We start from the raw sequence: 15,034 nt of genomic DNA, 5'->3' as shown, positions 1-15,034 counted from the left end.
GGTAGTGCTTTTGGGCGGGTTTTAAAGGCCCGGTTTGGATTCCCCTTTATTTGTTATCTAGTATGGTCTTGGCCGGCATCTTATGGTGTCGGCTTTTTTTTATGTGTTATTTTTGCCTTTTACTTGTGGAATCTGTTCATGAAAAAACGATTATTGATGGCAGCGCTGGTTGCCTGGCTGTGGGGAAATCAGGCCGCCGCCCAAGACTGTTTGAAGACTGAGGCACTAGTGGCCCTGGATGCGCGCTATGAAACGGCACTGCAACGTGGCGATGCGGATTTTTTGCAGACCCTGTTAGCTGCCGAATTTTATTGGGTACATAACCTTGCCAGCCTCAAAGAAGATAAGGCGGCATTAATCGCGCGGGTGAAGCAGCCGACCGAGCAGGCCAAGCAGCGCCGCTCACATGACATCACCGCCCAGCGCCTTGGTAATACTGTCGTGCTGCAGGGCTTAAGCAGTGTGGATAAATGGAATGACGACGGCAAAACCTACCGCACCTCGCGCTATCAATTTATGCGCACCTATGTAGCAGTGGAGGATGAATGCAAGTTGTTGGCGGTACAAACAATGAAAGTGTGGTCGAGTGACAGCCAGTAAGTCTGCTCGCAGCGACTATCAGCAAATTAATAAGGCGCCACGGGGCGCCTTATTATTTCCACTGATTTCCGCCAGTAACAAACTATTGCGCGCGCGGGTATTTCTTTGCCCACTTCGCATAATGTTTCAGGATTTTGTTGGGCGATGTGGCATACCAGGCATAACCTTCACGGCGCTCTTTGGATACTTTACCTACCTCGTAGTGGATTGCGCCATCGCGGTCGCCAAAAATGGGCTTGTTGCTGCCCAACTCGTAAAACCGCGACCACATGGGTGGGGCATTAGGGTCGTCTTTCAGGTCTGCATCGCCGCGTACCCATACCTTGCCGGTAATTTTGGTAGCGTCATACCAGTCCGCTGCCGCATGAACCGATTCAATAACTTCCGCACTGGGGTTTTCCAATCCCATAAAGAACTCCACCATCCATACACTTTCCGCGCTGGTGAGCGAGGCCATTTCATAGGCGCGCGCTTTGGCGGGCATCAGTGTGAGTGGATCGTGTTGTGCACCCCACACGGTGGCTTTGCCGTTGACTAATACCTGGGTATTCAGCGCGCACTGGATGGCTTGATCCAGACTTTGTTGTGCCAGCTGGCGCTGCGCCGGGGAGACAAAGGCGTAATCGCCTTCACCCTTGGCAATGTCGCGCAACAGGAACATCAGGTTCACCATCAGCGAATCGTTATAGGTGATGTAGTTGTGGTAATCGCCCACCAGCGGATAGTTTTGTGGCCAGCCGCCATTGGGGTACTGGGCGTTAAGGATCAGCTGCAGGCCGCGCGCAAATGCATCCTGATAGGCTTTGTCACCGGTAGCGCTATAGGCCTTGGCCAGCAGCGTCATTTGAGTGCTGGTGGCGCCATTATCAAAGGTGGGGATGTAGCCTTTTTCGCTGCCAAAGGCCATGCCTGGTTGGCGTGCTTTAGTCATGTCGGTGCGTTTGGACCAGCCCCCTGAGGGCGTTTGCAGCGAGAGTATGGCGGCCATTGTCGCCTTGCCCTCGGCACTTTTAAACCAGGGTGTGGGCTGGTTGGGTTCAAAGCCAAATTCTTTGGTGTAAGCAGGTTGCAGAGGCTTTTTTAAACCGAGGCGTTTTATCTCGGTACGGATAAAATTGTCGTCCAGTTTGCGCAGCTCGTCGGAGCGCGCCATGTAGGTTTGCCACTGCGCATCTACTGCGGCTTGGGCTGGTGCAGCGCTGTTTGCCGGTGCGGCGGCGAGCGCGAGGGGTAGCTGGCAAAGTGCGACCAATGCCAGAGCGAGTTTTAGCGATAAATGCATATTAAATACCTTAGTTGATAATCCCCATGCGTCTGTACGCAATGAGTGGGTGATTCGTTAACTGCTTTTTTGTAATCGTTGCAGTTATCAAGGTATTGACCGAAACCATGCCGAATGGTGGGCGATACTGGCCGCCCTATGCTGGCGGCCATGTTGTGAAAACCTAGTTTAGAGGAAGATGTTGTCATCGCCAGGGAATAAACCTGACTTTACATCGGCCACGTATTTTTGCATGGCGCCGGGAATATCCTGGGCTTCCAGCAAAAAGTTTTTGGAAAATTTGGGCGGCTGCTCGGTGAGGCCGAGAATATCGTTAATCACCAATACTTGCGCATCGGTATCGCGCCCGGCGCCTATGCCGACCACCGGGATGGCGATCTCGCGGGTAATGCGCGCGGCCAGAGCGGCGGGTACACACTCTAACACCAGCAAATCGGCGCCGGCTTCGGCGAGTAATTTAGCGTCGGCGAGAATTTTTTCAGCGCTTGCCGCATCCCGCCCTTGTACCCGGAAACCGCCAAATTTATTGACGGATTGCGGGGTTAACCCCAGGTGCGCGCACACCGGCACGCCGCGTTCGGCGAGCATGCGCACGGTATCGGCCAGCCAGGCGCCGCCCTCGAGTTTTACCATCTGCGCGCCCGCTTGCATGATGCGCATACAGTTGCGCATGGCATCGTCCGGCGTGGCGTAGGTCATAAACGGCAGGTCGCCAATAATGAGCGACTTTTTATTGCCGCGCGCCACCGCTTCCACGTGATAAATCATCTGTTCCATAGTGACTGGAATGGTGCTGTCGTACCCCAGCACCGTCATGCCCAGGGAGTCGCCCACCAAGACTACTTCCACGCCGCAGCGTTGAGCCATCGCGGCCATATGCGCGTCGTAAAGTGAGATCACCACAAACTTTTCACCGCTGGCTTTGAGTTTGTACAAGGAGTTGGTGGTGATGTTTTTTACCAGTGCGGTATTGGCCGTGGAGGTGCCGCTATTGATCGTTGCGTAGGGCATAGTCTGCTCCCCAAATAAAGTGTGAGCCGCGGCTAAATTACAGTGCGGGTACCGGATTGTAATAGTGGCGACCACTTTTAATGGTCAGGATATATTGCACCAGCTGTTTAAAGTGATCGCGATTTTGCGCCAGGTTTAAATCCTTGGCGTTCACAATCAGCAGTGGTGCGCCGTCGTAAAAATGAAAAAATTCGGTATAGGCATCACTGAGTGCTTTTAAATAATCGGCGCTGATATGTTGCTCGGCGCTGATACCGCGCTGGCGAATGCGCTCCAGCAATACATCGAGTGGTGCCTGCAAATAAATCACCAGATCCGGGCGCGGGGCATTAATAACCAACTTGTCGTAGACCTGGCGATAGATATTTAATTCGTCGTCATCGAGTGTGGTGCGCGCAAACAACTGGTCTTTCTCAATTAAAAAATCAGCCACGCGCACCGGCTCAAAAATATCGTCCTGACGCAGCGCCTGCAGCTGATTGGCGCGCTGGAATAAAAAGAATAATTGGGTGGGCAGGGCGGTGGATTTGGGGTCGCGATAAAAACGCTCCAGAAACGGATTCTCTTCCGGTTGTTCGAGGAGGGTGTCGTAATTAAAGAGTTGCGCAATATTGCGTGCCAGTGTGGTTTTACCCACCCCAATGCAACCCTCTACCGCGATATAGCGCGGCAGTTGGGTGTTGGTTAAATCCAGACCGAGTTCTTCAAATACAGCGTCCACGATAACTCCTTGCAGCAATCAACACTCAGGGTTGGATGGCAATTTAGTCAGGCCATCAGGGGCACACTGGTGTAACCAGTTGCTCAATTGGCTGCCATCCGGCAGGTGTAATTCAGGGGTGATATCTGCCAGCGGGTAGAGCACAAAACTGCGCTGGGTAAGGTAGGGGTGAGGCACCGTCAAGCGCTCATGGGCGATAACTAGATCGCCATAGAGCAGCAGATCCAAATCCAGGGTGCGCGGCCCCCAGTGCTCAATGCGCACCCGCTGGTGCGCCTGCTCAATGGCTTGCAGCGCGTCCAGTAGGGCGAGTGGCGCCAATTGGGTATCCAGCAGCGCAACGGCATTAATAAAGTCGGGTTGCGCGGGGCCGACCGGCTTGCTGCTGTAGATCGCAGAGCGTTCAAGCAGCTGTGTATCCGGCAGTGCTGATAGCTCATCAAAGGCGCGTGTTACCTGCGCCAGTGGATCCTCCAGATTGCTGCCCAGACCAATATAGGCCAGCGTCATGGTTTATTCGTTCCCGCCGGGGGCGGCGGCCGGTTTGCGTGGGCGGCGACGGCGCGGTTTGCTCGCACTTTTTGGGCTTTGTTTGGCCAGGTTTTTCACCATCTCTTCGCGTTCTTCGTCGTTGGCGGTTTGGTAATTGGTCCACCATACCCCCAAGCCATCCAGCGCTTCACCAGCGGCTTCGCGCATTAACAAGAAGTCGTAAGCCGCGCGAAAGCGCGGATGATCCAGTGTGCGCAGGGCGCGCATTCCCAGACGGCTGGGCAGGCGCTGTTGCAAATCCCAAATTTCACGCATCGGAATCAGAAAGCGTTTGGGGACAGCGGTGCGGGTCAATTGCAGGTTCACCGTATTTTGTGCCGCTTGTGACCATGCCTGGGTATGCGGCATCTGACTGCTCAATACCTTGAACTGCTGTTGCAGAGCAGGCCAGAGTAACGCGGCATAAATAAACGCGGGAGTGACGGTTTTACCGCTGCGGACACGTTTGTCAGTATTAATCATGCACTGTTCAATCAGGTTGGCGCCAACTTCATCGCCAGCCTTGAGTGCCTTGTCGGTACCTGGGAGCAGGTGGACCAGCAAATCATAATCGCGCATCAGTGCAAAAGTGGCTGTGGCCGAGCCATTGAGGAATAGTTTGAGTACCTCCTCAAACAGGCGTGCATCGGATACATTGAGTAATAAGCCGCCCAGTTCGCGGATCGGTTTGGCGGTATTGGGCTCCAACGTAAAACCGAGTTTGGCGGCAAAACGCAGCGCGCGCAGTATGCGCACCGGGTCTTCTTTGTAGCGGGTGGCCGGGTCACCAATCATGCGCAGGGTGCGGGTTTTGAGGTCGCTCATTCCATCGCAGTAATCGATAACCGAGAAATCTTTCAAGGTGTAATAGAGGGCGTTGACCGTAAAGTCGCGGCGCATTGCATCGGTTTCAAGTGTACCGTACACATTATCGCGCAGCAGCATGCCATCTTCGCTGCGGGCGGCATGTTGGGAGCTGTCGTCGTGATGGCCGCGAAAGGTAGTTACCTCGATGACTTCGCGCCCCATACGCACATGCACAATCTGGAAGCGGCGACCAACAATTCGCGCGCTGCGGAAAATACGTTTGACTTCATCCGGGGTGGCGTTAGTGGCCACGTCAAAATCTTTCGGGTGACCGCCCAGCAACAAGTCGCGTACACCGCCGCCCACCAGATAGGCAGCAAAACCGGCATCTTCCAATTGTTTGATAATTTTGATGGCGGCAGAACTAATGTTCTTGCGCGAGATCGTATGTTGGTCGCGGGGAATTATTGCGGCGCCATCGCTGTTGCGCGAAATGGATGCCTTGGCGGAATCCTTGGTGCCGGAGGTGAAGAGGTTTAGCAAGCGTTTGAGCATGGTGTCTCGCTGGGGGGTTAGGCAGTCAGTTGCACAAGAGTCGCGAGTTTAGCAGATGAGTGAGGTTTTTTACGACCTTGACAGCTACTGCCAAGGTGATTCTGTTATCGCCAAAAGCCAAAATGGACAACCCAAAAAGCAAAACGGGAAAGCTTTCGCTTTCCCGTTGGAGGGAGCACCGAGGTGCTAATGGCATTCAATGGGGTGCTTCCGTGCCCATATCCAATCTCGCGTGCTATCCCATCCAGTGCCTGGTTTGTATCCGCTTTATTTTAGTGTCTTATTGCTCTTGTTTTCTAGCGTGGCCAATCTACGTCTAAGTTATTGTTTTCGTTATTATTATGTTATTTCTGTTGTTATTGTTTGTTGTTGTTATGTTCTTTTTTCCATTTCTTATTGTTTCTTGTTGTTATTTGTAATGTTCAGTTTTTTATTATCTATTGTTCTTATTTTGCGTTTCTTTCTGTTTTTTATTATTTGTTGTTGTTATTAGATTTTCACATTTAATTCTTATTGTTTGTTTTTGTTATGGCGCTCTAAAAGCAGTTGTTGTGCCAGAATTGAAAAGTTCAATGTAATCATATGGTTAACTTTTTCGTGGTGCGCCATATGTCTTTTGGTTATTTCGGACGGTTACATAATCGGTGTGCGATTGTTACCGGATATGGGGTGGGTAACAGTATTTTTGCGGTAACACCCACGTGACTGGGGGTAACGAATTGGCGCCTTATTCAACTTTATTGGCGTCAAAATCAAAAAATTGTGTCACTAAAATGAAAAATCCCCGCGAGCGGTTTGGCTGGCGGGGATTTTTTGTCTCTGGCGGTTATTTGCCGCTGCTGGCGCTCGCGCCGGCTTTGGTGCGGGGAATGCCAAGGCGCTGGCGGCGCTCCCACAGGCACTTACGGCTCACACCCAGTTTGCGTGCCAGCTCGGTCTCGCTCATGGTGTCCTGATGTTCCAGTACAAAGCGCTGGAAGTAGTCCTCCAGGGATAAGTCTTCAGTAGCACTGCTACCGTTGCTGCGGCTAGCCAAACGTGCTGGCTCAAAAATGGAGCTGCCCGTGTTGTCATTCAGGTCTTGGGCGTCCATGTCGATGGAAAGCAGGTGATCGCCTATCTCAGTACTGTCTTCGCAGAGAATCACGGCGCGCTGCATGGCGTTTTCCAGCTCGCGCACGTTGCCCGGCCAGTTGTAGCTCATGATGGCGTCCATTGCGGCAGACGATAATTTCAGTTGTGGCTTGCCAAACTGCGCACAGTAACGCTGCAGCAGGGATTCGGCGATGCTGATAATGTCGCGGCCGCGCTCACGCAGCGGCGGTAATTCCAGTTGCATCACGTTGATCCGGAAGTAGAGGTCTTCGCGGAATTTGCCTTCGCGCGCCAGTTTGCGCAAATCGCGGTGTGTTGCTGCTACTAAGCGCACATCTACCTTGCGCGATTCCACCGAGCCCAGTGGGCGCACTTCTCCCTCTTGCAGTACGCGTAACAGGCGCGCCTGGGCTTCTAATGGTAGTTCGCCAATCTCATCAAGGAACAGGGTGCCGCCATCCGCTGCTGCAACCAGGCCTTCACGGTTGGTCGCAGCACCGGTAAAGGCGCCTTTTTCATAACCAAAGAGTTCGGATTCAATCAGGGTGTCGGGAATGGCGGCGCAGTTGACTGAGATCATCAGATGATTGTTGCGGTTGCTCTCTTCGTGCAGCGCGCGGGCAACAAGCTCTTTGCCTGTGCCGGTTTCGCCATGGATCAATACAGTGGCGTTGGTGGGGGCGATTTTATGGATGCGGTTGTACAGGTCCTGCATCACATCGCTGGTGCCAATCATGCCGGCAATGGTAGTACTTGCAGTTTGGGTGCTGTTGGCGGCCTTATTTGCCGCTTTGGCTTTGCCGATTACGCGTTTAACGGCATTAACCATCTCGTCGTGGTCGAAGGGTTTGGCGATATAGTCCACTGCGCCCATGCGCATGGAGTCTACTGCTGAGCGCAAGCTGGCATAGCTGGTCATGATGAGTACGGGAGTATCACCTGCCAATTTGATCAGGTCGGTGCCCGGTGCACCTGGCAAGCGCAGGTCGCTGACTATTAGATCGAAATCCTTGAGTTGGAATTTGGACGTGGCCTCTTTGACTGACGGCGCTTCGCTGACCTCGTACTGGTTGCGCTCAAGCAGTTTGCGCAGCGCGGTACGGATGATGGTTTCGTCTTCAACAATCAGAATCTTACTCATAGCTATCCGGGTCTTGCGTTAAGTGTTACTGGTCAATAGCTTGCAAAATAGTATTGCAAGTCGCTGGTTTTGTTCACTTTCCAGATCAGGCATCCATGAATGAATCCAGATGGCGCGGCAGGGTAATCTCAAAACGGGCGCCGCGATTGTGAACGGTATCGGCGGGGCTGATGATGTCCATATGGCCGCTATGGTCTTCAATAATGCTGTAGACCATGGCCAATCCAAGCCCTGTACCTTCACCGGGTTCTTTGGTGGTGAAGAAGGGTTCGAGAATGCGCTCAATCAGTTCGGGCGGAATACCATGCCCCTCATCGGTAACAAAAACTGTTACCGAATCCTCATCTTCGTTACTTTCAAGCATAACACGCCCTTGCTCCGGGCTGGCATCCCGTGCGTTAGATAAAAGGTTTATAAAAACCTGAATCATCCGCTGTGCATCGCCGGCAATAATGGCGGTTTTGGGGATGTCATTGCAGAACAGTACCTGGTTTTTATCCTTTTGCAGCGAGAGCAGGTGGATGGCTTCATTGGCGCAGTCGCGCAGGGAGACGGCTTCAAATTCGGTCTTGCTGGCGTGACCGGCGTGGGAGAAGCTCACCAGCGATTGCACAATACGGCCGACGCGGTCGGTCTGGCTAAGGATCTGCTCCGCGGTTTCCAACACTTCCGCTGGGTCGGTGGAATCGTACTTCAAATTTTGCGCGAGACAGGCGATACCAGTGATTGGGTTGCCAATTTCATGGGCGACACCCGCCGCGAGACGACCAACCGACGCCAGCCGCTCCGAATGCACTAGCTCTTGCTCCAGTAATTGGGTCTCGGTCACATCTTCCAGCAGCATTACCTGGTCGTACACGCCCGCCGTAATTGTGCCTTCAATATTGGCTTTGTGCAGGCTGATCCAGTGTGGGCGATTGTCCAGCTCTATCTCGCGGCGATAAAAATGTGGTTCGTTGCTTTGGCTGAAGTCGATTAACAGGCTGCACCAGGGTTCGGGAATATCCTCCAGATAGGAACCGGTCACATCGCCGCTGGGGATGCCCGTCAATTCCGCCATGGCGCGGTTCCACATCAGCACTTCCATGTCGCGCCCGAGTGAGCAGACCGCCATCGGCAATTCTTCCAGGGTTTTGCGGTGATAGAGACGCAAGGTATTGAGTTCCGCTGCCATACCGGTGAGGTGTTCGCGGTATTCAGAGAGGCGGCTTTCAATCAGGTTAATGTCCACGGTGTTGTGGGTTTCGGCCACTACATGGGGGATGTACTTATCCATAATCTCGCTGGCGACGTGAATCCCCATCAGGCTCGACAGGTTGCCCTCGATCTGGTCGCGCAGGCGGCGCAGGGCGTAGGGGCGGCGTTCGTCGATACCCAAACTCAGTTCTTTGAGGGCGATATCCACCTCGCGACTGGCGGTAACTTTGCCTAACGGTTTGGCAAGACGATGTTTGAATTCGGCGGCGGAGTGTACATCCAGCGCCTGGCGCACCGGGTGGCTCAGTTCATCAGCAGCACAGACATCGGCGCTGTATTGTTCGTCTTCCGTCTGGGTGGTTGCCAGGGATATCAATACAAAACAGAGCGTATTCAAACTGATCGAAATCAGGGTGACTTGGCTCCAGTACTCAATCCCCACTGGAATCGTCCAGTCATTAAAAGGAAGCGGGACAAACTCCAAGCCGGTCAACATGGGTAACAGCAAGCCTATAGCCCACACGCTGGTGCCGACAGCCAAACCGGCGATCACCCCGCGTCGGTTCCCCTTGCTCCAAAATACAATCGCAAAGGTGGCGGGCAGGAATTGCAAGGTTTCGATAAACGCAGTCATGGCCAAATGGGCGAGGCTGAAGCGGTTATCCAGAATCCAGTACAGCAGGTAAGCACCGAGGAATATCGTGGCGATCAAAATCCGCCGCAGCCAGATGAGCTGGCTGTAGAGGTCGGTACGGGTGCGTAATTTCAGGCTTGGCAGCAACCAGTGGTTCATCACCATGGTTGAGAGCGCCAGAGAAATCACCACCATCGCCCCGGTTGCCGCCGACAAGCCACCAATAAAGGCGAGCAAGGTCAGCCCCGGCGAGTTGAACAAAATAGGAATACCCAGGGTGTAGTACTGCGGCGGTAATGGTACCGAGAGTTCAGTGCCTGCCCAGAGAATCGGGAAGATGGGTAGTGCCATCAGCAGCAGGAATAAGGAGAAGGCCCAGGTCACGGTATGCGAATTGCGCATCAGCGGGTTTTCTGCCAATCCCAAATGGAAGATATGGGGCATGGTAACGGCGGTGGCAACAAAGACCAGCAGCAAGGTGTGGGCCGAGTCGGTATGGATGGGGCTGTGCAACAGTGCGAGATTTTCCGGGTGATCCAACAGCCATTGATCCAATCCTTCCAATCCGTCAAATACACCAAATACGGCCACTAGGCCGATGGCACACACTTTGATCAGTGACTCAAACGCCATGGCGGTAATCAGGCCGCGGTGTTGGTCGCGATTGGCGCCGAAAGAAATGGTAAAAAAGGCCAAAATGGCGCAATAGCACAGCGCCATTAAATCCTTGAAGGTTAGCCCTGTGCCTTGCAGCGGCAGCGCGGGGTTACCGCTTACAGTGAGGATGTGCATGGTGTCGGCAATCGCCTGAATTTGCAGTGCCATCAGCGGCAAAATACCGCACAGCATACAAAGGGTGGTCAGTGCCCCGACGCTGTGACTGTGGTAGCGAAAGACCAGCAGGTCGGCGAGCGAGTGCACTTGATGGCGGCGGGCCAGTTCTGCCAAGGGCGCCAGCGCCACGGGGGCAAACAAAAATAATGCACCGGTGCCGATGTAATAAGCCAGTGCACCGTAACCGTATTGAAAGGCGAGATCGATTACTCCGTAAAACGCCCAGGCGCTGGCAAAAATACCCAGCGACAAAATATAAGTGATGGGGTGGGAGGTGACTGCTTCGGGAATCCAACCGCGCTCGGTGATATAGGCAATGCCAAATAGCAACAATAAATAGCAGAGACCGATTAGCGCCACTTGGCTGAGATCAAATGTCATTGGGTGATGTTCTTATAGGTAGTTGGTTTCAATTCGGTTAGATCGCGCTGCCGGTGTTAATCAAAATCGTGATAGTTCTTGCGTCGGGTCTGCATAATAAAAGCCACCACTATCACCCCAACCCACACAATATAGGGCCGATACCAGGCGCCTTGGGGGTCGAGAATCCAATTGAACAAGCTGGGTGAAAATATGTAGGCCACCAGCAGGAGCAAGATAACCAGGCGTTGATTGTTCATAAGTCTGTTTCCTGTTAGCGCTGACCTGCGAGCGGGTGCATAGTGATGGCTTGTAGCGCTGTGGTTGGCCGGTGGTCAATTAGTGTTGTTATTCTTCTTGGTACAGATGGCCAAGGCCGGTAATCACATGGCGTCGCCAATGGGTTTGTGCCCAGCTGAGTAGTTCGCTGGTAGAGGCGCGCGCCAAATCAACAGGGGGATTCTGCCCTAAAAAGCCTAGCCCATGCCACAGATTCCTGCTCGCTTGTGCTGAGTCGATAGCCTTGGCGTGATTTTGTTTGCTCAGCTTCTGACCATTAGATTGTAGCGCGAGTGGCAAATGGCCAAAGGCGGGCGTTGGTGCATCGAGCAAGTTGAACAGAGATAGCTGGCGTGCGGTCACCTCCAGCAGATCGCTGCCGCGAATAATATGGGTGATTTGTTGGTGGATATCGTCCACCACTACCGCCAGTTGATAGGCATAAAAGCCATCGCGCCGCTTGAGGATTTGATCGCCCGCCTGGGTGCGCAGGTTTTGGGTTTGCTGCCCTTGGATCAAATCCTCAAAAGTCACCCACTCAGTCTGTGGGCGATGGGGAATGTCATAGAGTTTCAGGCGAATGGCGTAGGGCTTGGCAAGATCCACTTGCCGGTGGCGACAGCGGCCATCGTAAATACCGCCCATCGCTGCTAATTCCTGACGCGAGCAACCGCAGGGGTAGGCCAGATTCTGCGCGATCAACCACTCCAGGGTCTCCTGATAAGACTGATGGCGCGCGCTTTGGTAGAGCACTTGTTCATCCCACTGCAAGCCGTGGTCTTCGAGTGTCTGCAAAATCAAGCTGGCAGCGCCGGGTTGTTCGCGCGGCGGGTCCAAATCCTCCATGCGTACCAACCATTTGCCATGATTGGCTTTGGCATCGAGATAACTGGCAAGCGCGCTGACCAGTGAGCCGAAATGCAGTGGGCCGCTGGGAGATGGGGCAAAACGTCCGCGATAGCGGGTGTTATCAAGCTTGGATGGCGTAACGCTGGGATCTATAGAGGGAGTGGCAGACATAATAAAAGAGGCGGGTGGCCCCGCCTCCGGCAAATCGGCCTTAGCCGCCGATTTGTTTTTCTTTGATTTCGGCGAGGGTTTTGCAATCCACGCACAGGGTAGCGGTTGGGCGCGCTTCAAGGCGACGAATGCCAATCTCTACGCCACAGGCATCGCAGTAGCCATAATCGTTGTTCTCGATCAGCTCCAGGGTGCTGTCAATCTTTTTAATTAATTTGCGTTCGCGGTCGCGGGTGCGCAGTTCGAGGCTGAATTCCTCTTCCTGGCTGGCGCGGTCGGCGGGATCGGGGAAGTTAGCCGCTTCGTCTTTCATGTGGCTAACGGTGCGATCTACTTCTTCCATCAATTCTGAGCGCCAGTTGAGCAGCAATTGTCTGAAATGCAGCTTCTGGTTGTCGTTCATATACTCTTCACCTTTTTTCTCCACATAGGGAGTGAAAGGGCGGAGTGCGAAGGTTTCAGTAGAGGGAGATTTTTTCGCCATATGTAGCGCCTCGTAAGACATCCTGGATCATCGATCATCTGCACCAGGGGGTGGGCAGAATTAGAAGGGGGAGCAAGCTATCAGATAACAAATGCGAGTGCTAGCGTTTTTTCGCAGCTTTTGGCGCCGTTAGCTGTGTTGGCTTGAATCCTGTCCCGGGTTTTGTCCTAAACAAAAACTATAGCCGCAAAATGGTGCATTTGTGGTTCAATTTGTCACTTTTTTGTCACCTTATCGTTACACATCTGGCGTTAATTTATGGATCAGCAATCCGCTATACCTGTGTTTTACCCCGCGCAATTACTCAAGCGCTATAAACGGTTCCTCGCTGATGTGCGCCTGCCCGACGGCAGCGAAATCACTATTCACTGCCCCAATACCGGCTCGATGAAAAACTGTGTGCTGCCCGACAGCCCCTGCTGGTATTCGGTATCCGCCAGTAAAACCCGCAAATACCCACAGACGCTGGAAGTGGTCAGCGCGCCCGGCGGGCATCTGGCCGGTATCAATACCGCGCGCACCAATGAACTGGTGGGGGATGCATTGTCCCTGGGGGTGATACGCGAGTTGCAGGGTTACACGGTGATAAAACGCGAGGTGGTCTACGGCGATGAAAAATCGCGCATCGACTTTTTATTGTCAGGTCACCCGCAGGATGCGCGCCTCTGCTATCTGGAGGTAAAAAACGTCACTTTGATGGAAACGGAAGGGCAGGGTTATTTTCCCGATGCCGTGAGTGAGCGCGGCAGCAAACATTTGCGCGAATTGATGTTAATGGTGGCGCAGGGGCATAGAGCCGTATTGCTATTTTGTGTGCAGCATACGGGTATTCAACAGGTGAGCCCGGCGGATCATATCGACCCGGTGTATGGTGTGACCTTGCGCGCCGCGATTGCGGCGGGAGTGGAGGTAATCGCCTATGCGGCACAGATTAAGCCTGCACAGGGGCTCATAGTGTTGGATCGGTCGCTGCCGGTGCTGTATTAGCTTTTTTACCGCCAAAATTGATCACCGCTACTGCGCCTAAAATCAGAATAGTGGCGCTGAGCTCCGGCCAGCCGGGTTCTTCGCCCAGCAAATAAATGCTGGAGACCACCCCGATCAAGGGCGTCATCAGTGACGAGAGCGATGACACGCTCACCGGCACTAGCGTCACCAGGCGCACCCAGGCCCAGTAACAAAACATAAACGCGAAAAATACGTTGTACACCACGCCCCAGAGCGCGAGTGTGGAGGGCAGGTGTTGTGGGGGGCCGTCTACCAGTGCGGCGGCGACCATAATGGGCAGGCTGGCGAGCAGCAGTAACCAGCCGGTGAGTACCACCGTGTTGAGCGGGATCTGCCAGAGTTTCATCAGCACAGTGCCAGCACCCCAGGACCAGGCGGCGGCAATCATCAGTAGCGCACCTACCAGCAATTGCAGGTTAAACGGGCCACTAAACCAGGCGATCAAGGATTCGCTCATCAGCGCGGCTATGCCACCAATCCCCAGTAACAGCGCACAACCAATTCGCAGGGTGAATTTGTCCTGCAGCACCCACACCGACAGCAGCACCGTCCAGATGGGCATGGTGTAACCCAGCAGTGCGGAGCGCCCGGCGGGCAGCAAGCTCAGGCCGTAGGTTGCCATTACATTCCAGCCGACGATATTGAGCAGGCACACCCACAGCAGTTTTTTGACATAACCCTTGGGCAGTGCCAGCGACAAACCTGACGCCCGCGCCAGCCCGAGAATGCCCAGCCCCCCAAAAAACAGGCAAAAGGCGCGAAAAGTCAGCGGTGGAATTTCGCTGATGATGAATTTCATGATGGGCCAGTTAATGCCCCAGCCAATGGCCAGACCAATTAACAATAAAATGCCTTCAATAGAAAGGCGCTGAGAGTGGGGCATGGGTATCGCTTATCGGTCGTGAGGGCTGAATAGAGTGAATTAAGGTGCCGTGGCTGGTGGGAATTGGCCAAGCAGTTGCGCCATGGTCGCCCCCAATTTTTGCTCGGCGCTGAGAGAGAACTGAATCAGTGGAATACCTTCCGCGCTGCCGCGCCAAATCAAAGTGTTGTCGCTGGCGCGGGTAACGTCGATCAGCATCACGCCTTCCTGTTTGCCTCTATTGAGCAGTTGCGATGTGCCCAAGCCAACACTGCCATTGCGCCCAATCGGCATGCCAATACCTATACCAATACTGCTATTGCCACCTTTGCTTTGGCGCGCAAACACTTGCATATCCAGAAGTAAATCGGGCTTGTCGTGTGTGCGCACAAAACCTTGCGCGGCTAATTGATTGTCTGCCAAACGCTCAAGTAACGCTGGATCGGTTCCGCCAATGTCAACCGTCACGGCGCGCCAGCTATAGGTTTTCAGATTGTTAAAATCGGTGCCCGATTTGTAATCATTCGCGTAATGGACATTGGCGCAGCCGCTGAATAGGAGCGCAGCGATAATAGCGAACAGGGCGTAAAAGCGAGCGTGAAGTTGGCGCATG

Annotated in this window: 14 protein-coding genes; 2 read left to right on the top strand and 12 right to left on the bottom strand. The window is 53.7% G+C overall.

The features are described 5' to 3' along the window. Nucleotides 1-138 precede the first annotated feature (138 nt). Entirely contained in the window at nt 139-600 is a 462-nt protein-coding gene (locus O59_RS18185) for a nuclear transport factor 2 family protein (RefSeq protein WP_007645308.1), read from the top strand. An 82-nt stretch (nt 601-682) separates the two neighbouring features. On the opposite strand, the gene pelA is transcribed toward O59_RS18185, so the two are convergent. From pelA to dksA, 10 genes are all read right to left on the bottom strand, one after another. Then, complete coding sequence (pelA, locus tag O59_RS18180; RefSeq protein ID WP_007645307.1) at nt 683-1,882, bottom strand: pectate lyase; 1,200 nt, start codon at nt 1,880-1,882, stop codon at nt 683-685. 168 nt (nt 1,883-2,050) lie between these two features. Further along, complete coding sequence (gene panB, locus O59_RS18175) at nt 2,051-2,893, bottom strand: 3-methyl-2-oxobutanoate hydroxymethyltransferase (RefSeq protein WP_007645306.1); 843 nt, start codon at nt 2,891-2,893, stop codon at nt 2,051-2,053. A gap of 37 nt (nt 2,894-2,930) precedes the next feature. Beyond that, a complete protein-coding gene (locus O59_RS18170; protein WP_007645305.1) occupies nt 2,931-3,614 on the bottom strand; it encodes a deoxynucleoside kinase in 684 nt (227 codons plus the stop codon). An 18-nt stretch (nt 3,615-3,632) separates the two neighbouring features. Next, nucleotides 3,633-4,124 carry a 2-amino-4-hydroxy-6-hydroxymethyldihydropteridine diphosphokinase gene (gene folK / locus O59_RS18165; RefSeq protein ID WP_007645303.1) on the bottom strand — a complete coding sequence of 164 codons (492 nt, stop codon included), beginning with the start codon at nt 4,122-4,124 and terminating at the stop codon, nt 3,633-3,635. A 3-nt stretch (nt 4,125-4,127) separates the two neighbouring features. Then, nucleotides 4,128-5,507: a polynucleotide adenylyltransferase PcnB gene (pcnB, locus tag O59_RS18160; protein WP_007645302.1), complete on the bottom strand. Its 1,380-nt coding sequence runs from the start codon at nt 5,505-5,507 to the stop codon at nt 4,128-4,130. Between the two features lie 826 nt (nt 5,508-6,333). Next, nucleotides 6,334-7,743 (bottom strand): sigma-54 dependent transcriptional regulator, encoded by a 1,410-nt coding sequence (locus O59_RS18155; protein WP_007645298.1) that lies wholly within the window; start codon nt 7,741-7,743, stop codon nt 6,334-6,336. Nucleotides 7,744-7,828: 85 nt separating this feature from the next. Further along, nucleotides 7,829-10,789: an ATP-binding protein gene (locus O59_RS18150; RefSeq protein WP_007645296.1), complete on the bottom strand. Its 2,961-nt coding sequence runs from the start codon at nt 10,787-10,789 to the stop codon at nt 7,829-7,831. 56 nt (nt 10,790-10,845) lie between these two features. Then, nucleotides 10,846-11,028, bottom strand: coding sequence for a hypothetical protein (locus O59_RS18145; protein WP_007645294.1), 183 nt, complete (start codon nt 11,026-11,028; stop codon nt 10,846-10,848). Between the two features lie 88 nt (nt 11,029-11,116). Further along, nucleotides 11,117-12,067 carry a tRNA glutamyl-Q(34) synthetase GluQRS gene (gene gluQRS / locus O59_RS18140; RefSeq protein WP_007645292.1) on the bottom strand — a complete coding sequence of 317 codons (951 nt, stop codon included), beginning with the start codon at nt 12,065-12,067 and terminating at the stop codon, nt 11,117-11,119. Between the two features lie 40 nt (nt 12,068-12,107). Then, the gene (gene dksA / locus O59_RS18135; protein ID WP_007645291.1) at nt 12,108-12,551 is read right to left on the bottom strand and encodes an RNA polymerase-binding protein DksA; all 444 of its coding nucleotides are present in this window, start codon (nt 12,549-12,551) and stop codon (nt 12,108-12,110) included. Nucleotides 12,552-12,809: 258 nt separating this feature from the next. Between dksA and sfsA the strand changes: the two genes are divergently transcribed. Beyond that, the gene (gene sfsA / locus O59_RS18130) at nt 12,810-13,538 is read left to right on the top strand and encodes a DNA/RNA nuclease SfsA (protein ID WP_007645290.1); all 729 of its coding nucleotides are present in this window, start codon (nt 12,810-12,812) and stop codon (nt 13,536-13,538) included. Here the strand turns inward: sfsA and O59_RS18125 are convergent. Together O59_RS18125 and O59_RS18120 are read right to left on the bottom strand one after the other, a co-directional pair. Further along, nucleotides 13,501-14,442 (bottom strand): DMT family transporter, encoded by a 942-nt coding sequence (locus tag O59_RS18125; protein WP_007645289.1) that lies wholly within the window; start codon nt 14,440-14,442, stop codon nt 13,501-13,503. The two genes, sfsA and O59_RS18125, sit on opposite strands and share 38 nt — an antisense overlap. 39 nt (nt 14,443-14,481) lie before the next feature. Continuing rightward, nucleotides 14,482-15,033, bottom strand: a complete 552-nt coding sequence (locus tag O59_RS18120) for a DUF4136 domain-containing protein (RefSeq protein ID WP_007645288.1) — start codon at nt 15,031-15,033, stop codon at nt 14,482-14,484. Nucleotide 15,034 lies beyond the last annotated feature (1 nt).

It is taken from the genome of Cellvibrio sp. BR (genome assembly GCF_000263355.1).
Lineage (GTDB): Bacteria > Pseudomonadota > Gammaproteobacteria > Pseudomonadales > Cellvibrionaceae > Cellvibrio.
Note: the sequence above shows the minus strand (reverse complement) of the source record. Positions and strands in the feature narration are given on the sequence as shown.